The organism is Castellaniella sp. UC4447_H14 (genome assembly GCF_052978285.1).
Genome location: NZ_CM129666.1, coordinates 101,969 through 118,932, shown reverse-complemented (window position 1 = coordinate 118,932; position 16,964 = coordinate 101,969). Strand labels below are relative to the sequence as shown.

16 protein-coding genes and 1 tRNA gene are annotated in these 16,964 nt (G+C 64.1%); 13 read left to right on the top strand and 4 right to left on the bottom strand.

Annotated elements, in window-relative coordinates:
• Window positions 1-10 precede the first annotated feature (10 nt).
• Window positions 11-1,282 carry a PepSY-associated TM helix domain-containing protein gene (locus ACVCMJ_RS00565; RefSeq protein WP_447082622.1) on the top strand — a complete coding sequence of 424 codons (1,272 nt, stop codon included), beginning with the start codon at window positions 11-13 and terminating at the stop codon, window positions 1,280-1,282.
• A gap of 81 nt (window positions 1,283-1,363) precedes the next feature.
• Here the strand turns inward: ACVCMJ_RS00565 and ACVCMJ_RS00560 are convergent, their stop codons facing one another.
• The gene (locus tag ACVCMJ_RS00560; RefSeq protein WP_447082415.1) at window positions 1,364-2,503 is read right to left on the bottom strand and encodes a metallophosphoesterase; all 1,140 of its coding nucleotides are present in this window, start codon (window positions 2,501-2,503) and stop codon (window positions 1,364-1,366) included.
• Window positions 2,504-2,770: 267 nt separating this feature from the next.
• On the opposite strand from ACVCMJ_RS00560, the gene ACVCMJ_RS00555 reads away from it, so the two are divergent.
• Window positions 2,771-2,844, top strand: a tRNA-Cys gene (locus tag ACVCMJ_RS00555).
• Window positions 2,845-3,065: 221 nt separating this feature from the next.
• On the opposite strand, the gene ACVCMJ_RS00550 is transcribed toward ACVCMJ_RS00555, so the two are convergent.
• Complete coding sequence (locus ACVCMJ_RS00550; RefSeq protein ID WP_447082414.1) at window positions 3,066-3,275, bottom strand: cold-shock protein; 210 nt, start codon at window positions 3,273-3,275, stop codon at window positions 3,066-3,068.
• Between the two features lie 86 nt (window positions 3,276-3,361).
• Window positions 3,362-4,300, bottom strand: coding sequence for a LysR family transcriptional regulator (locus tag ACVCMJ_RS00545; protein WP_447082413.1), 939 nt, complete (start codon window positions 4,298-4,300; stop codon window positions 3,362-3,364).
• 277 nt (window positions 4,301-4,577) lie between these two features.
• On the opposite strand from ACVCMJ_RS00545, the gene ACVCMJ_RS00540 reads away from it, so the two are divergent.
• Both ACVCMJ_RS00540 and leuD read left to right on the top strand, forming a co-directional pair.
• On the top strand, window positions 4,578-5,936 hold the full coding sequence (locus tag ACVCMJ_RS00540; protein WP_447082412.1) for an MFS transporter: 1,359 nt from the start codon (window positions 4,578-4,580) through the stop codon (window positions 5,934-5,936).
• Window positions 5,937-5,947: 11 nt separating this feature from the next.
• A complete protein-coding gene (gene leuD / locus ACVCMJ_RS00535; protein WP_447082411.1) occupies window positions 5,948-6,592 on the top strand; it encodes a 3-isopropylmalate dehydratase small subunit in 645 nt (214 codons plus the stop codon).
• A gap of 64 nt (window positions 6,593-6,656) precedes the next feature.
• Here the strand turns inward: leuD and ACVCMJ_RS00530 are convergent, their stop codons facing one another.
• Window positions 6,657-8,126: a M20 family metallopeptidase gene (locus ACVCMJ_RS00530; RefSeq protein ID WP_447082410.1), complete on the bottom strand. Its 1,470-nt coding sequence runs from the start codon at window positions 8,124-8,126 to the stop codon at window positions 6,657-6,659.
• 159 nt (window positions 8,127-8,285) lie between these two features.
• Between ACVCMJ_RS00530 and ACVCMJ_RS00525 the strand changes: the two genes are divergently transcribed.
• The 9 genes from ACVCMJ_RS00525 (at window position 8,286) to ACVCMJ_RS00485 (ending at window position 16,928) form a co-directional block, all read left to right on the top strand.
• A complete protein-coding gene (locus ACVCMJ_RS00525; protein WP_447082409.1) occupies window positions 8,286-8,963 on the top strand; it encodes a DUF2946 family protein in 678 nt (225 codons plus the stop codon).
• Window positions 8,960-9,547, top strand: a complete 588-nt coding sequence (locus ACVCMJ_RS00520; protein ID WP_447082408.1) for an NUDIX hydrolase — start codon at window positions 8,960-8,962, stop codon at window positions 9,545-9,547. Before ACVCMJ_RS00525 ends, ACVCMJ_RS00520 begins: the two co-directional genes overlap by 4 nt.
• Before the next feature lie 5 nt (window positions 9,548-9,552).
• Window positions 9,553-10,335, top strand: coding sequence for a leucyl/phenylalanyl-tRNA--protein transferase (gene aat / locus ACVCMJ_RS00515; protein WP_447082407.1), 783 nt, complete (start codon window positions 9,553-9,555; stop codon window positions 10,333-10,335).
• An 82-nt stretch (window positions 10,336-10,417) separates the two neighbouring features.
• Window positions 10,418-11,182 (top strand): arginyltransferase, encoded by a 765-nt coding sequence (locus ACVCMJ_RS00510; protein WP_447082406.1) that lies wholly within the window; start codon window positions 10,418-10,420, stop codon window positions 11,180-11,182.
• Window positions 11,183-11,225: 43 nt separating this feature from the next.
• The gene (locus ACVCMJ_RS00505) at window positions 11,226-12,272 is read left to right on the top strand and encodes a quinone-dependent dihydroorotate dehydrogenase (RefSeq protein ID WP_447082405.1); all 1,047 of its coding nucleotides are present in this window, start codon (window positions 11,226-11,228) and stop codon (window positions 12,270-12,272) included.
• A gap of 338 nt (window positions 12,273-12,610) precedes the next feature.
• Window positions 12,611-14,089 carry an ABC transporter substrate-binding protein gene (locus tag ACVCMJ_RS00500; RefSeq protein ID WP_447082404.1) on the top strand — a complete coding sequence of 493 codons (1,479 nt, stop codon included), beginning with the start codon at window positions 12,611-12,613 and terminating at the stop codon, window positions 14,087-14,089.
• A gap of 20 nt (window positions 14,090-14,109) precedes the next feature.
• Window positions 14,110-15,132: an ABC transporter ATP-binding protein gene (locus ACVCMJ_RS00495; RefSeq protein ID WP_447082403.1), complete on the top strand. Its 1,023-nt coding sequence runs from the start codon at window positions 14,110-14,112 to the stop codon at window positions 15,130-15,132.
• Window positions 15,133-15,135: 3 nt separating this feature from the next.
• Complete coding sequence (locus ACVCMJ_RS00490) at window positions 15,136-16,059, top strand: carbohydrate ABC transporter permease (RefSeq protein ID WP_447082402.1); 924 nt, start codon at window positions 15,136-15,138, stop codon at window positions 16,057-16,059.
• A 2-nt stretch (window positions 16,060-16,061) separates the two neighbouring features.
• Window positions 16,062-16,928: a carbohydrate ABC transporter permease gene (locus ACVCMJ_RS00485; protein ID WP_447082401.1), complete on the top strand. Its 867-nt coding sequence runs from the start codon at window positions 16,062-16,064 to the stop codon at window positions 16,926-16,928.
• The last annotated feature ends 36 nt before the right edge of the window (window positions 16,929-16,964 follow it).

The window sequence follows — 16,964 nt, the reverse complement described above, 5'->3', positions numbered from 1 at the left end:
CACCTTCAGGCTGCGTCCGCTCTATGTCGTGATGCACCGTTGGGTGGGCCTGTCGATCGCCGCATTCGTCGTCATCGCGGGCCTGACGGGCGCCATCATTTCGTGGGACCGGGAGATCGACGAATGGCTGAACGCCGACATCATGAGGACGCAGGCCGACGGCCCCCTGCTTGATCCGCTGGTACTCGGAGCGCGCGTCCTGGCCTCCGACCCTCGCATCGAAATCAGCTACATGCCGCTTGCGCTGGAGCCCGGCCATGCGGCGAGCTTCCTGGTGCGTCCACGTCCGGATCCCGCCACCGGAACGCCTTTCAGGCTCGATTACGACAATGTGTTCGTCGATCCGGTCACCGGCCGAATCACGGGCCGGCGCGACTCGCGGGCCGTGTCGTTCTCGCGCCGCAATCTGATGCCGTTTCTCCGCAGCATCCACGAAAGCCTGCACCTGCCCGCCTTTTTGGGCACGGACCGCTGGGGCTACTGGATCACCGGCAGCGTCGCGCTCCTCTGGGTGCTGGACAGCCTCGTGGCCATGTGCCTGACCTGGCCGCTACCGCTGAAGAAGGCAGTGCAACCCGTTCGGGCGCCGGCGCATTGGCTGCGCCGCTGGCGCCCTTCGTGGGGCGTCCGTTGGCGCGCGGGTGGTTACAGGCTGACCTTCGACGTGCACCGCGCCGTGGGCCTCTGGGTATGGGGCGTCATACTCATCATTGCCTTCACCTCGTTTTCGCTGAACCTGTACCGCGAGGTGTTCTACCCCGCCCTGTCGCTGCTTTCGCAGACCACGCCGGGCCCCTACGAAACCCAGGTCCCCGCGCCTTACGGCACCCGGATCCAGCCCAAAATCGGCTTCGCCCAAGCCGTTGAGATCGCCCGCCAGGAAGCCAGACGGCGAGGGTTCCCATTTCCCCCCGCAGGCATCTATTACGGCGGCGGATATCGCTTCTACAACGTGTCGTTCTTCGACCCCGCCGACGAGGCCGGCGCCCAGGGCATGGGCCTGTCGAACCTCTACATAGACGGCGACGATGGTTCCGTATTGGGCGAATATCGCCCCTGGCACGGGACGGCGGCGGATGTGTTCGTGCAGTTGCAGCTGCCGCTGCACTCGGGGCGCATCCTGGGATTGACCGGCCGCATCCTGATGTCCTTCATGGGCCTGGCCGTGGCCCTGCTGGCGCTCACCGGAATCATGATCTGGAACCGGAAACGCAAGGGGCGAAGCAGGAAACCCCCGGTTGCGAGGACCGCGCGGGATGGATACCAGGCCAGCCCCATGTGACCCACAGGCCATGTCGAAGCGCACGCCGGCAGTTTTGGATCAGCGCCGCCCGGCTTCACTCCCCGGCAGCCTGCGCTTGAGCTATCGCGGCCCCGCGTGCAGGACGATTTGCGTAATCTCCGACGGCCGACCCAGCCGAATGGCCAGCCCATTCCACAAACCGGTACCGTTGCTGACATGCAGGACCATGTTGCCAACCGAGTACAGGCCCGACAGAAAACCGTTATTGTCGCGCTTTACCAGCAAGTCCGGCCCCCGGATCTGCCCGCCATGGGTGTGGCCGGACAACTGCAGCATGATCCCCGCTCGGGCGTTCGTTGGCGCATCGCCTGGCCGATGTTCCAGCAAAATAGTGGGCGTGCCAGCGGGAATACCATCCAGCGCTGCCTGAAGATCGGGACGCGGCAGGCCGAAGGACGCTGCCTGGCGATCCGTCAGTCCGGCAACCGCCAAAGGGGCCCCGCCGTGCTCGATGATCACATGCTGATTCTCCAGCATGCGCAGCCCCAGCGCCCGATACGCGATCATCCAGTCGCGGTAATCGGAGTAGTACTCGTGGTTGCCCGGGATCGCCAGCACGCCGTCCGTCGCATGGAGATCCCTCAGCGGACTTACGTCGGCGGCCCGCTGCGCAGGTGTGCCGTCGGCAAGATCACCGGTAAGGACGATCAGGTCCGGCTTCAGAGCATCCGCCCGGGCGACCACGGCGGCCTGCCAGGATTTCGGCAGGAGACGGCTGGCATGCAGGTCGGTGAGCTGGACGATGCGATAGCCCTCGAAAGCGGAGGGCAGCCCGCTCAGCGTCACATTGACGGTTTTCACCGCCGGGACACGCACCGCTTGCCACACGCCGACTGCGGCCAGCACGACGGCCAATATCCCGATGGCGAGGTGCAGCGCCTGGCCAGACAGGATCGCGAGCCCGGGTCCACGAGCCGCCATGAATACGAACACGCCCGCGACATCCCGCAGAAGTACCAGCAAAAAGAGCAACAGGACGACGCCAAAAGCCCACGCCAGGACAATCAGGATCCACTGAGGCAGGTCGGGCGAAGCCAGCGTCCCGAAATAGCGGGCGGTGATCCAGTGATACTCCGCCGCAAGCAGCAGCACCACTGCCAGAAGCAGCCGCAACCCGGCGGACACCGGCAACGGCCATACGAACCGCGCCAGCAGATACAGCCACATGAAGCCCGTCACCAGCGGCAAGATACTGCCCATGAACCACCCTACCCGATGCAAAAACGGAAACGACCCATCTTAGCCTCTGAATGACCCGGGTGCCCGTCACTGAAGGGCAGCGGAGACCTCGCGTGCGGGGCGGTCACCGTGCCAAGCAGTTCTCCTGACCGGTGCATCCTTGGCCAGCCGGCACCATCCATCCGTGACGTCGGCAATGGGCTGCATGGCGGCAGCCGGAGAAGGGCACGATAAAACTATCGTATAATGCCGGACTTGGCTAGGGATGGCTGTTCTCCCCAACCCATCGGCGCAATGGCAGAGTGGTCATGCAGCGGACTGCAAATCCGTGTACCCCGGTTCGATTCCGAGTTGCGCCTCCAGCATCCATGCGGTTCTCCCGGTAACGGTAGCCGGCCGACATTTCCGCAATTCGGGCTTTTTCCGCACAGCCATCCGTACAGACACGCGGCCCGCGTCAATGCGGGCTTTTTTGCGCCTACTTCAGGCAATGCCGGGAGGCCGCACAACGGAAAAGCGGGACCCTATGCTTCATAGAGGTCCCGCCCCACTACCCTGTGTTCGCCTGGGCAAACGGTAGTTCTTAGATCGCTACGACTTGAGTCGCGCAAGGGCCTTTCTGCCCTTGGCCGGTCACGAAGGAAACGCGCTGGTTCTCTTCGAGGGTTTTATGACCGGTTCCTTGAATTTCGCTGAAGTGTACGAAAAGATCTTTTCCGCCGTTATCCGGCGTAATGAAGCCGAAGCCCTTGTCGTTGTTGAACCACTTCACGACACCTGTTTCTGTTTTCAATGTAAATCCCAAGTTTTGTGCAGGGAAAAAATGCCCTAATAGGCAATGTCGCCGATAATCGCCAATAAATCCAGATCTGTTTCAAACTAACACATCTCGGCCACCGGCAACCCCCGGCTACGCGCGAGGTGCCGGACCAGCAGCTGGGACGGCAGGGGCAAGGTCTGGAAGCGCCGCGCCACGATGTTCAGGGGCCGCTTGCTCCAGGAGTCCTTCAGCGGGACCATGCGCAAAGGCATGATCTCCAGATAAGGCGACACGCTGGGAGAAGGCAGGATTCCGATGCCCAAGCCGGACGCTACCATATTCCTCATCGCCTCGAAATCCGTCACCTCCATGCGCACACGCAGCGTGCGCCCCAGCTGTTCGGCGGCGGAGGCGCAAAGCTTGTGAATCGACGTGCCGTACGTCAGGCTGATGATGTCCTCGTCCAGGATCTCGCCGAAGCGCACCGCCCGACGCCGTGCCAGCCGATGGTCCGCGCGCAGCACCAGCACGAGCTGGTCCATGCCGTACGGCAGCACCTCCAGATCCATGGCCGGATCGGGGGTGGCTGAGCAGATTCCGATATCCGTCAAGCCGGCCATGACCGCCTCCACGACCCGGTCGCTGGTCTTTTCGACCAGGTCGAGGCGGATCTGCGGGTTCTCCTGCAAAAAGGAATACAGGTCCCGGGGCAGGTACTGGACCATGGCGGTCAGGTTGACGTGGATGCGGACGTGGCCCCGCACGCCGTTGGCGTATTCCGACAGCTCATCCGAAATACGGCGCAAATGCTCTTCCAGGCGCTTGGCGTGGTGATACAGGGCCTCGCCGGCGGGGGTGGGCCGCACCCCTCGGCTGTGGCGATACAGCAGCGCCGTCCCCGCCCGGTCCTCCAGGACCGAGATCCGCTTGCTGGCGGCCGAGGCCACGATGTGGTTGCGGCGCGCCGCCGCAAAGATGCTGCGCTCCTCGACCGCCGCGAGGAACACTTCCAGGGACTCGAAATCAAATGGGATCGGGTCCCGCGCCTTTTGACTCATCCATGCCTCCCCCTCGGATGCGTGCCATCGCCAGGCATCGTCTTTCGCGATGTCTGGCGTGATGATCCATCAATATTCAAATCCGGCTTGGTTTCGTAATATTTCTTCCGTCGCAGGGGTCTTCGACCGCTTCGGGGCGGACGAGTGCTCCTGCGCGCGCATTCCTGTCACCACGGCGCTGGGTCTGTGTGTATCGGACGATACACCAAACGCGCGGGGGCCACTCGCCCAGCCAGCACCGCGACGACACACCAATGGCACCCTACAGGAGACAAACATGATAGAGCAAACGGCTGTCGCAGCGCCTTCGACGCGCTGGCACGACGGCCTGACCCGGAAACACTGGCAGGTCCTGCAGGCGGGTTTTCTGGGCTGGATATTCGACGGCTACGAAGCCATGGCCATCATCGTCGTGCTGGGTCCGATGATGCACTCCCTCCTGACACCCGCGCAGGCGGCCTCGTTCAGCATCTACGCAGGCAGCGTGATCGGCATCACACTGCTCGGCTGGGGCCTGGGCGGCATCGTCGGCGGCGTGCTGGCCGATTACATTGGCCGCAAGCGCATGATGATGTGGTCTATCTTCCTGTATGCCCTGTTCTCGGGGCTGACCGCCTTCGCAAACGGGGTCGTGGTGCTGTGCGCGCTGCGGTTCCTCACCGGCCTGGCGATGGGCAGCGAATGGGGCACCGGCGTGGCGCTGGTGTCGGAAACTTGGCCGGACCGGGCACGCGCCAAAGGACTGGGCTTCCTGCACTCCGGCTTCGGCTGGGGCACGCTGGTGGCCGCCATCGTCTGGTACGTCCTGTCCTCCACCCATCCGCTGGGCCACGAAACCTGGCGCTTGGTCTTTGCCGTCGGCGCGCTTCCGGCACTGGGTGTCCTGTATCTGCGGCGCGGTCTGGAAGAATCGGAACAATGGCAGAAGGCGGTCCGGGAAAAGCGCTGGAACGCCACCAACAACGAGGCACACCGCCCCGTCCAGCAGTCCGCCGGCAATGACCAGCGCCCCTTCACGCTGAAACTGCTCTTCACGGAACCCGAGGCGCTGCGGCGTACGGTCGTGGCCATGATCCTGTCGGCCGTCACCACCGTCGGCTGGTGGGCCATTTCGAGCTGGCTGCTGACCTACACCGTGACGCTGGGCAAAGCAGAGGGAGTCGCAGACCCCGCCGCGTGGGGTTCCCGGGTATCCATCACCTATACCATCGGTGCCATCGTGGCCTACATGCTGTCGGGTTTCATCATCGACGTCCTAGGGCGCAGGCTTTTCATGTGCCTGACCTTCCTGGGTTCGCTGCTGGTGACCGTCGCAACCTACAAGCTGACGAGCACCGTCGAGGGGATGGCCATCCTGGCCCCCATCAACGGCTTCTTCACGCTGGGCTGCGCCTTCGCATGGATGGCCATCTACCCGGTCGAGCTGTTCACGCCGACCGTGCGCACCTCCGCCATCAGCATGATCTTCAACGGCGCACGGTTGATCGCGTGGGTTTTCCCCATCATCGCCGGCACCCTGATCAAATCATTCGGCGGCATCCCCAACACCGCGATGACCATGGGCTCCGTGTATCTGCTGGGTATCCTGCTGCCGTGGTTCCTGCCGGAAACGACAGGCAAGAAGCTGCCGGAATAAGGCACGCGACCATGCAAGCCTTCACCACGCACAGGGGGGTGGTGGCCCCCCTGGACCGGGAGAACGTCGACACCGACCTCATCATCCCGAAGCAGTTCATGAAGTCGATCAGGCGTTCGGGGTTCGGCGCGAACCTGTTCGATGAACTGCGCTATCTGGACCACGGCGAGCCGGGCATGGACAACAGCCGGCGTCCCGTCAATCCGGACTTCATGCTGAACCAGCCCCGTTACCAGCAAGCGTCGATTCTCCTGGGGCGGCGAAACTTCGGCTGCGGCTCCAGTCGCGAACATGCCCCCTGGGCCTTGCAGCAGTACGGATTCCGGGCGTTGATCGCCCAGTCCTATGCGGACATTTTCTCCAACAATTGCGTAAAGAACGGCCTGCTGCCGATCACGCTGCCCGAGCCCGTCATGGACCGGCTCTTCCGGGCCGTGGCCGATACGCCCGGCTACTCGTTGACAGTGGATCTTGCCCGGCAGACCGTATCGGCGCCGGACGGCGAGACCTGGGGATTCGACATCGACAGCTACCGGCGCGAGTCCTTGCTCAAGGGGTTGGACGAAATCGGCCAGACGCTGATGCATGCCGATGAAATCCGCGCCTTCGAGGCGCGGCATTTCGCCCGCCATCCCTGGCTGCTCAGGTCACACTGAGTTCACAAGGGCCACTACGGGACATACGGCGATCGCCTGTCGCGCGATCGCTATCCCGCTCGGTTCACGCAGGCAGCGCGGCGATAGCCTGAGCCACCGACGCCGTCAAGCGCTTGGCGTAGGGCACATGCAGGAATTCGTTGGGACCATGCGCATTGGACTGAGGCCCCAATACCCCGCACACCATGAACTGCGACTTCGGGAAACCCTGGAGCAGCAGATTCATGAGCGGGATGGTGCCGCCCTGTCCGATGTAGCCACACGATGCGCCATAGAACTGCTGCGAAGCCACCTCCAGCGCGCCCGTCAGCCACGGGGCGGACTGAGGCGCATTCCAGCCGCTGGCAATCCCGGGATCCGGCCTGAAGGCGACCTTCGCATGATAAGGGGCGTCCTGTTCGAGCAAGGCCTGGAGCTCACCGGCCGCAACCGCGGCATCCACCAGGGGCGGCAGTCGCAGCGACAGTTTGAAAGCCGTGCGAGGGCGCAGCACATTGCCCGCGCTGGCCAACGGCGGCAGGCCCTCCGCGCCGGTGACAGACAGGGCCGGCCGCCAGGTGCGGTTCAGCATGGCCTGCTCGGGATCGGTGGTCATCGGCAGAACGAAACCGCCGTCCGCGCTGCACGCCCACGGAAACCGCCGCCAGACTTCATCACCCAGAATGCGGGCCGCCGCGCGCACCTGTTCCACACGATCAGAGGGAACTTCGCACTGGAAGCTCCGCGGCAGCACGCGGCCGGTCTTGCTGTCTTCGAGACGGTCCAGAATCTGCCGCAGAACGCGAAAGCTGGAAGGAACCACGCCGCTGGAATCCCCCGAATGCACACCCTCGTCCAGGACCTGGACCTCGAGCGTGCCGGTCACCAGTCCGCGCAGCGAGGTCGTCATCCAGAGCTGGTCGTAGTTTCCGGCCCCCGAATCCAGACAGACGACCAGCGCGACCGGGCCCATGCGGCCCCGCAGTGAATCCACGTAGGGCAGGAGATCGTAGCTGCCCGATTCCTCGCAAGTCTCGATCAAGCCGATGCACCGCGGACGGGGAATGCCCAGCCGGTCCAACGCCATGATGGTGGTCAGCGAAGCGTAAACGGCATAGCCGTCGTCGGCTCCGCCTCGCCCATAGAGTTTGCCGTCCACATATTTGGGCGTCCAGGGTCCCAAGCCCGTGCGCCAGCCCGAGAATTCCGGTTGCTTGTCCAGATGGCCATACATTAGGACCGCATCGCCGCCGTCCTGGCGGGTTGCGGGCGCCTCGAAATAGATGACGGGCGTACGACCCGGGAGGCGCAGGATTTCGACCGTCAGGCCGCGCACGGACTGGGACTCCATCCAGCGCACCGCGTTGCGCACGACCTGGTCGATGTATCCGTGAGCCACCCACTCGGCATCGAAGGCCGGGCTCTTGGCCGGGATCGCAATGTATTCGGTGAGCGCGGGAACGATTTCACGATCCCATTTCTCGTCCACGAACGCCTGAAGCGCCTTGGCGTCCGGCCTCGCCGTGCCAGCGTTTTCCTGGGTGGCCCCGCTCATCGCGCTTCATCCCGCTGAGATTGAACTCCTGATATTCTACGCGCCACCGTGGCTAAAATTCACCCATGGAGCGCATGGGGTACCTCTAGTCCGAAACCCGCCGCCGAGCCCGGCGGAGCGCCCCAAGGCGCGGCGCTTCGACGCGTTGAAGGAGTCTGCATGGACGAACAAGTGCTGGCCGCCATGGCCCGGTGGCCCAATGTTCCGGATGTCTACGGCTGGCTGTCCCTGTCGGCACGCGGCATCTGGCACCTGCATCCGGACGGGCACGGATGGGATGCTTCGGGACTGCGCAACGCAGACGCCTCCGCAACCGGTGCATCGGCGCCGGATCCGGTGGGGGAACCCATCACCAGTCCGCAGATCGCCGCCTTCATCGGCCGCAATTATGCATCGGCTCCGAACGGACAGTGGTACTTCCAGAATGGACCTCAACGAGTTTACGTCCGCCTGGATGCGGCCCCCTGGATCCTGCATACGGAACAGGCCCCGCAAGGCGCCCCGGGACTCGCAACGCACGCCGGGCGACCCTATGGGCCCGTCACGCACTGGTGGTTCGACGAGGCCGGGCGACTGTTTGCGCAGGCCGGGCAAGGCGCCGGGATGATCGAAGGCAGGGACCTGCCGCCGCTGCTCGAACGGCTGCGTGTTGAAGGCAAGCCTCTCATTCGCATCCTGGAGGAGGGCCATTGGGACGAATGGCTCCGGTCGGACCGGCTGCATCCCAGCCTGGATGGCGCCGCCCTCGTTCCGCTTGGCTTGCTGCCGGCCGGGCGGGAGGCCGACCGCCTGGGATTCGTCCCCAAGCCGCGGCCAGACGCTAAAATCCCCGCATGACGTCCACCGCCCCCACCTTCTACCATCCGGCGCCGCGCGCGCAGCAATTCTGCTCGCAGTGCGGGCACGCACTCTCGCGCGAAATCCCGCCCGACGACAATCGCGTCCGGGATCTCTGCCAGCATTGCGGGGCCGTCCACTACCAGAATCCGCGCAACGTCGTGGGCATTGTGCCGATCTGGCATGATCAGGTGCTGCTGTGCCGGCGGGCCATCGAGCCGCGCTATGGCAAATGGACGCTGCCGGCCGGTTTCATGGAGCTGGGCGAAACAACCGAGCAAGGCGCGGCCCGCGAGAACCAGGAAGAGTCCGGCGCCCGCATCCGCATCCAGTCCCTGTTCACGGTCATCGACGTGCCGTCCGTCAATCAGGTCCACCTCTACTACCTGGCGGAGGTCCTGGGGCCGCAACTCGATCCAGGCCCCGAAACGCTGGAGGCGGCTTTCTTCAAACTGGACGACATCCCCTGGCAGGAACTGTCCTTCCGGTCCGTGAGCACGACACTGGAACACTATCTGCAGGATCGGCCGTCGGGCGTCTTCACCACCCACCACTACGCGATCGATCTGCGCTTTCCCGACTAGCGCCCATGCCGATCGCCTGGGTCGAACCTGATACGCCATTGCCGGATCCGGAAGCTGCCGGCCCGACCGGCCTCATCGCGGCCGGTGGCGACCTGTCGTCCTTCCGCCTCAACGAGGCCTATCGCAAAGGCTTGTTCCCCTGGTTCAACCCGGGCGACCCGGTCCTGTGGTGGAGCCCGGATCCGCGCATGGTCCTGCGCTGCAATCAATTCCACGTCAGCCACTCACTGGCCAAGCGGATCCGCCAGTTCGGGCGCGCAACGGAGCCCGCTGCGCTGCGTGTGACGCTCAATCAGGCCTTCCCTGCCGTCATCGCCCACTGTGCACAACGTGGGGCCGCGAGGGTGGGCCTGGGAGCCGTCCACAGCGGTCATCCCGACATCCCGACCCCCGAGGTTCCCGAGGGGACCTGGATCACGCCCGACATCGTGCAAGCCTACAGCGAATGGCACCGCCAAGGCCGCGTGCAGAGCATCGAAACCTGGGTGGACGATCAGCTCGTGGGCGGCCTCTACGGCGCCAGCCTGGGGCAATGCTTCTTCGGCGAATCCATGTTCAGCCTGGCCGCCGATGCCAGCAAAGTGGCCCTCGCCTACCTGGTAGCCTACCTGAAGCGATGGGACGTCGCCTGGATCGACTGCCAGCAGGAGACTCCCCATCTTGCAAGCCTGGGCGCTCGCCCCGTGTCGCGCCACCAATTCCTGACCATGCTGGGACAGGATCTGCGGGGCCCCACCCCGCCGTGGGGCCGGGGACGCCTGATGCCGGACGGGACGCTGCTGGCCTAGACCGCTCACGAAGCAGTCGGCCGCTGGCATCCTGGCGAAGCGGGTGTCACAATGAAGCGTGCCCATCCCACCGACCGCGGCCATGAGCAAACCCAGCGAATCGATCTTCCGCCACCTGCAGTTCTACACCACCGCATCGTATCCATGCAGCTACCTGCCCGGGCACATGGCCCGGTCCGAAGTCGCCGCGCCCGCACACCTGGTCGATGATGCGGCCTATTCGCGCCTGATCGAACAGGGATTCCGCCGCAGCGGCCTGTTCACCTACCGACCGTCCTGCGGCGAATGCCAGGCCTGCATTCCCATTCGCGTCGACGCGCGGCGGTTCCGGCGCGACCGAACGCAGCGCAAGCTCTGGAATCACATGCAGCCGCAGCTCACCGTCCGGTGCTCGCCGCTGCATTGGAATCCCGCGCATTTCCAGCTCTACCAACGCTATCAGCGCAAGCGCCATCCGGGCGCCGGCATGGATCAGGACGACCAGGAACAATACACGCAGTTTCTGCTCGCCAGCCGGGTCCATTCCGAAATGGCGGAGTTCCACGACACGGCCGGTTCGCTGCGCATGGTGGCCATCATGGACCACGTGGATACGGGGATTTCCGCCGTCTACACATTCTACGATCCGGATTTTCACGGCAGCCTCGGAACCTACGGCATTCTCTGGCAGATCGACCACTGCCGCGCTTTGGACCTGCCGTGGCTATACCTGGGATACTGGATCCGTGAAAGCCGTAAAATGGCCTACAAGTCCCGGTTCCGTCCGCACCAGATCTTGCGTGGCGGCGTCTGGATGGAACCCTCCTACCCATCGCACGAGGCGCCCGCGGCGACCTCTGCAACGTAGTACCACCCTTCGCCTCTGGCGCGGGACCCCTCGGAAGCCATTCATGTCGCTCCTCTTTCAGGCGTATCCCTTGGCGCGTGCTGCGCTGTTCTCCGTGGATCCTGAAAAAGCCCATGAATGGACGCTGCACACGCTCAAGCGCATGGAAAGCTGTGCGGCCACGCGCGCCGTGGTGGACACCCAGGCTCTCCTGCTGCCCAAGACCGTCATGGGTCTGCCGCTTCGCAATCCGGTCGGGCTGGCAGCCGGCCTGGACAAGAACGGCGCCTGTATCGATGGCCTGGCCATGTTGGGATTCGGTTTCATCGAGGTGGGCACGGTCACCCCGCGTGCGCAACCCGGCAGCCCCGCGCCGCGCCTGTTCCGCCTGCCCCGCGCCCGCTGCCTGATCAATCGCATGGGGTTCAACAATGCCGGGCTGGCGTCCTTCGTCGCCAACGTCCAGCGCAGCCGCTGGCGGCACAACGGCGGGATCCTGGGACTGAACATCGGCAAGAACGCGGACACGCCCATGGACCATGCGGTGGACGACTACCTGGCCTGCCTCGAAGCGGTCTACCCGCACGCCGACTACGTGACGGTCAATATTTCCTCGCCCAATACCCGTGGCCTGCGGGGCCTGCAGGACCACGACGCCCTGGACGCGCTGCTCGCGGCGCTGTGCGAGCGACGCGAAGCGCTGTGCGACCGATATGGGAAACGCACGCCCCTGGTCGTCAAGATCGCCCCCGACCTGGACGAAGCAGCGGTGGACGCAATTGCCGACATTGTCCCGCGCCACGGACTGGAGGGCATCATCGCCACCAACACCACCCTGTCCCGGGAAGCGGTGCGGGGCCTGCCTCACGCGGATGAAACGGGGGGGCTGTCAGGTCCACCCGTCCATGAGATGTCGCTCAGGGTCATCCACCGGCTGCGCGCGCGGCTGGGGGCCGACGTCGCACTCATCGGCGTGGGCGGGATCGAGTCCGGACAGCAGGCCCGCGAGAAGATCCAGGCAGGCGCCGACGCGGTGCAACTCTACACCGGCCTGATCTATCGGGGCCCGACACTCGTGAGCGAATGCGTGCAGGCGTTGAGACAGGCCTGATGCCCTGCTCCGAGTGGGTTTTTTTTCCGGATCCAGGCCCGGAGAGTCGCGCCAATACTGGCGAATGCCGCAACGCTGTCGGCACTGCCGCTATTTCATTAGGGGTATACCCTGCTCTTCCTTGGAGAGCGCCTTCCTCTGCGTGTTTCCACGCTATTGCGTTCCTGAGGATCCGCGTTACACTTTGCGCAGGTTCCAGGGTTCGGCTGCTCACGTTCCCGAGGTAATGAGCCTGTTGAACACGTCGCATCAAGCTCTCTTCCCATCTCGGGGGAGTAGCGCCGCCGAATGTGGTTCTCATGACGACCTACTCCCTCCCCTCTCCAAGGAGGCAGGTCATGTCGCACACTTCTCGCGGCCCCGGTCAGGACCGTACCGCTCCCGTCGCAACCCGTCACTCGGCTACCCGGCGCCAGGTCCTCAAGGCCGGCGGCCTCGCGGGCCTGGCCGCCATCGGCGCCCCGCTGTTCCCGCTGAATGCTCTGGCTGCGGACAAAACCCTGAAGATCCTGCAATGGAGCCACTTCGTTCCGACCTATGACAAATGGTTCGATGCCTTCGCCAAGTCGTGGGGCGATGCCAACGGGGTGAAGGTCACGGTTGATCACATCAATATCGCTGACCTGGTGACCGCGACAACGTCGGAAATGTCCGCCAATTCCGGCCACGACATTATCGAGCTTGGACCGGAGGCCGCGCAGTTCACCCCCAACGTCCTGGACATGGCGGACGTGAACCAGGAAGCCGCGAAACAATTCGGCGCGATCTTCGATGTCATCAAGCGGGTGTCCTACAACCCGGTCGTGAAACAGTGGTACGCGTTCTGCCACGGCTGGACCATAGACTGTGGCGACTACCGCAAAAGCCTGTGGGAAAAGGCCGGAATGGCCGACGGTCCCGACACCTATCAGCAACTGCTCGACGTCGGCGAGAAAATCCGCAAGGATCAGGGTGTTCAGGTCGGCATCGGCATGTCCCAGGAACTGGACTCCAACATGGTGGCGCGCTCCATCCTGTGGTCCTGGGGAGCCTCGGTCCAGGACGCGGAGGACAACGTCATCCTCAACAGCGGCAAGAACCGCGAACGGGCCATCGAGGCCGTGAAGTACATGGCGGACCTGTACCACCGCACCATGACACCGGCCGTCTTCGCCTGGAATGCAGCATCGAACAATCAGGACCTGATTGCCGGCAAGGCCTCGTATATCGTCAACTCGATCTCGGCCTACCGCTCGGCACAGGCCACCAAGCCGGATATCGCAAAGGACGTCTTCTTCCTCGGGCCGCTGGCCGGACCCTACGGGGACCGATGGGCGAACGTGCACGTGCTCTACAACTACATCATCCCGAAGTTTGCCAAGGCACGCGAAGACCTCTCCAAGCAGTTCATCCTGCACCTGGCCGCGAACTACGACCAGGCCATGTACCACAGCAAGCTCTACAACACGCCCAGCTACATCGGCACGCCCGTCCCTTCGGGGGATCGTGGGTATCCGGCCGTGCAGGGGGCCAAGACGGCAAAGGACCTGAACGACGCCTGGTTCGCCAACGATCCGTTCAAGCTGCCCGGCGAGGCGGACGGCAAGCTGAAACCGCTCATCCCCGCCGAGAAATGGACCACCAACCTGGGGCACCCGGGGTATTCGAATCCGGCCGTGGGCGAAGTCTTCAACACCTTCATCCTGCCCAACATGATGGCCAAGGCGGCGCGCGGCGATCTCACGCCCGAGCAGGCCGTTGAAGAGGCGGCCAAACAGGCCGAAGCCATCTATGCCCAATGGCGCGGCCGCGGCCTGATCGGCGGCAAGAAAGCCTGAACCACTGAAAGGGAGACCAAATGGCCAGCCTGAGCATCGAACACCTGTGCACCACCTATGACCACGGTCGGGTCAAAGCCGTCAATGACGTCAACATCGAGGTTCCCGACGGGGAGTTTCTGGTACTGCTGGGGGCCTCGGGCTCAGGCAAATCCACGCTGATGCGGACCATCGCGGGACTGGAACATCCCACGAGCGGAATCATCCGCATCGACGGCCGGGTGGCCAACGAAGAACCGCCACGCACGCGCAACATCTCGATGGTGTTCCAAAGCTATGCGCTCTACCCGCACAAGACGGTCAGGCGCAACATCTCCTTTCCGCTCGAGGCCAGCCGCATGCCGGCTGCTCAGATCCAGGAAAAGGTTGAATGGGCTGCCAAGCTGTTCCACATCGAGGGCTACCTGGACCGCAAGCCGCGGGCGCTTTCCGGGGGGGAGCGCCAGCGGGTCGCACTGGCCCGTGCGCTGGTCCGCACGCCTACGCTGTTCCTGATGGACGAGCCGCTCTCCAACCTGGATGCGAAGCTGCGCCATTCGGCGCGCCGCGAATTCAAGCGCCTGCACCAGCAGACCGGCATCACCACGCTGTACGTCACCCACGACCAGGTCGAGGCCATGGGCCTGGGGCAGCGCATTGCCGTCATGAACCACGGCGAGCTGCAACAGATTGGCACTCCTCACGAGATCTACCATGAGCCCGCCAATACATTCGTGGCGCAGTTCATGGGTTCGCCGCCGATGAACCTGATTCCGGAAGGCGACTGGCTGATCGGCTTTCACGCCGAAGATGCCTGGTTGCCGCCGCAAGGCGCCGACCTGACCGGACAGCGCCCGATCGCCATCGCCATCCAGCAGGTAGAAGCGCTGGGTGCCGACGCCTTGATCTACGGGGTGCTCGAAGCGACCGGCACGGACGTCATCCTGAAGCTGCCCGAACGGCTCTCCCAGGCACTGTCGGCGGGTCAAACCGCTACTTTCTATGTCCCAGGCGACAAGATCCGCCGCTTCGACCCCCGCAGCGGTCTGCGCGCAAAGGACTGAGCCATGGGGACTGCACGCCGTCTGACTCTGGACCAGCGGGACACGCTGCTTGCCATGGGCATGGTCCTGCCCGCCATCCTGTACATCGTTTTGCTGCTGGGTGTTCCGGTCATCCTTGCCATCGTCTACAGCCTGAATGACGTGACGACCGGCAGCCCTGTCATGCGTTTCGTGGGCCTGGGGAATTTCACCGCGCTTCTCGGGACGCCGGACTTTCTCCGCTCGATCAGCAACACCTTCGTCATCACGACCTGCACGTTGATCGGTGTGCTGGTGCTGGGCACCATCCAGGCCGAACTGCTGGTGCGCCCCGTGCGCGGCAAATGGCTGATCCGGTTCCTCATCCTCCTGCCGTGGACTGCGCCCGCATCGCTGTCCGCGATTGCCTGGCTCTGGATGCTGGATTCCACGTTCAGCCCGCTGGACTGGATCCTGCGCGGAATGGGGTGGCTCGGCCACCCCGGCGCCCTGTTCGGTGATTTTGCCAATACTTACTGGCTGGGGCGCAGCGGCTATGCGCTGTTTTCCATCATCCTGGTGAATGTCTGGCGTCTGCTGCCGCTGGCGACCGTCATCATCCTGGCGGGCCTGAACGGCGTGCCGCGCGACATCCTGGAGCAATCTGAAATCGACGGGGCGGGGTACTTCCGAAGGCTGTTTCACATCGTGCTTCCCATGCTGGTGCCGGTGTTCGGGGTCGCCATCCTGTTCACGTTCGTGTTCGTATTCTCCGACATCATCACGGTCTTCATCCTGACGCGAGGCGGACCCGCCAACGCCACCCAGGTGCTGCCGTCACTCGCCTTCTTCACCGGCGTGCAGGGCGGCGCATTGGGCCGCGGTGCGGCCACGGCACTCTTCCTGCTGCCGGTGCTGGCCGCCATATCCATCCTGATCCTGTCCCTGATCCGCCGCCGGGAGATCTGACCGTGCCATCCACACCCACCGCCGCGACTCAACCTTCTCTCCATCTGGGCCGCAAGAGTGCCGTCTACATCGGGACGCTGCTGTTCGTGATCTTCTCGGCGCTGCCTTTCTACGTGATGCTCATCACGGCCTTCAAGACCCAGGCCGATATCTTCACACCCTCCGTCAACCCCTTCTGGTTCCATCATCTGCCAACCCTGGACAACCTGCGCCTGCTGTTCGAGCAGACGCAGTACGTCCAATGGCTGCTGAATACCGTCTACGTGGGAGTCGCCGTCGTTCTGATCACGCTGGTGCTCTCGGTGCCGGCCGCCTATGGGCTGGCCAGGATTGCCGGCGGCTGGGGGGAAACGCTGGGGATCGGCATCTTCCTGACATACCTGATCCCACCCACCCTGCTGTTCATCCCGTTCTCCAAGGTCATCGCCTTCCTGGGGCTGCAGAACTCCATGACCGCGCTCATCGTGGCCTACCCGACCTTTACCGTGCCGTTCTGTACCTGGCTGCTCATGGGTTTCTTCAAGGGCATCCCGCGCGACATTGAAGAACAGGCCATGATCGATGGCCACAACCGCTTCAGCGCCTTCCTGCATGTCGTGCTGCCGCTGGCCGTCCCCGGGATCCTGACGGTCATCGTGTTCGCCTTTACCCTGTCCACCAGTGAATTCATCTACGCGCTTGCGTTCGTGACCCGCTCGGCCGACAAGACCATCAGCATCGCGGTACCAACCGAATTGATCCGCGGCGACGTCTTCCACTGGGGTCCCCTGCTCGCCGGCGCGCTGATCGCGAGCATCCCGATTGCGGTGCTGTACACCTTCTTCATCGACCAACTGGTGGCGGGCCTGACGGCCGTGGCGCGGGACTGAGGGTTTCGGCCGAAGGCGCGGCCCGGGCGGCGGGTC

What these genes read in the sequence shown, in the direction of transcription:
- ACVCMJ_RS00545 (WP_447082413.1), bottom strand. Translation starts at nt 4,300, where the DNA reads ATGAGTCAAAAGGCGCGGGACCCGATCCCATTTGATTTCGAGTCCCTG.
- ACVCMJ_RS00510 (WP_447082406.1), top strand. Translation starts at nt 10,418, where the DNA reads ATGAGCAAACCCAGCGAATCGATCTTCCGCCACCTGCAGTTCTACACC.
- ACVCMJ_RS00525 (WP_447082409.1), top strand. Translation starts at nt 8,286, where the DNA reads ATGGACGAACAAGTGCTGGCCGCCATGGCCCGGTGGCCCAATGTTCCG.
- ACVCMJ_RS00530 (WP_447082410.1), bottom strand. Translation starts at nt 8,126, where the DNA reads ATGAGCGGGGCCACCCAGGAAAACGCTGGCACGGCGAGGCCGGACGCC.
- aat (WP_447082407.1), top strand. Translation starts at nt 9,553, where the DNA reads ATGCCGATCGCCTGGGTCGAACCTGATACGCCATTGCCGGATCCGGAA.
- ACVCMJ_RS00560 (WP_447082415.1), bottom strand. Translation starts at nt 2,503, where the DNA reads ATGGGCAGTATCTTGCCGCTGGTGACGGGCTTCATGTGGCTGTATCTG.
- ACVCMJ_RS00505 (WP_447082405.1), top strand. Translation starts at nt 11,226, where the DNA reads ATGTCGCTCCTCTTTCAGGCGTATCCCTTGGCGCGTGCTGCGCTGTTC.
- ACVCMJ_RS00520 (WP_447082408.1), top strand. Translation starts at nt 8,960, where the DNA reads ATGACGTCCACCGCCCCCACCTTCTACCATCCGGCGCCGCGCGCGCAG.
- leuD (WP_447082411.1), top strand. Translation starts at nt 5,948, where the DNA reads ATGCAAGCCTTCACCACGCACAGGGGGGTGGTGGCCCCCCTGGACCGG.
- ACVCMJ_RS00490 (WP_447082402.1), top strand. Translation starts at nt 15,136, where the DNA reads ATGGGGACTGCACGCCGTCTGACTCTGGACCAGCGGGACACGCTGCTT.
- ACVCMJ_RS00500 (WP_447082404.1), top strand. Translation starts at nt 12,611, where the DNA reads ATGTCGCACACTTCTCGCGGCCCCGGTCAGGACCGTACCGCTCCCGTC.
- ACVCMJ_RS00495 (WP_447082403.1), top strand. Translation starts at nt 14,110, where the DNA reads ATGGCCAGCCTGAGCATCGAACACCTGTGCACCACCTATGACCACGGT.
- ACVCMJ_RS00540 (WP_447082412.1), top strand. Translation starts at nt 4,578, where the DNA reads ATGATAGAGCAAACGGCTGTCGCAGCGCCTTCGACGCGCTGGCACGAC.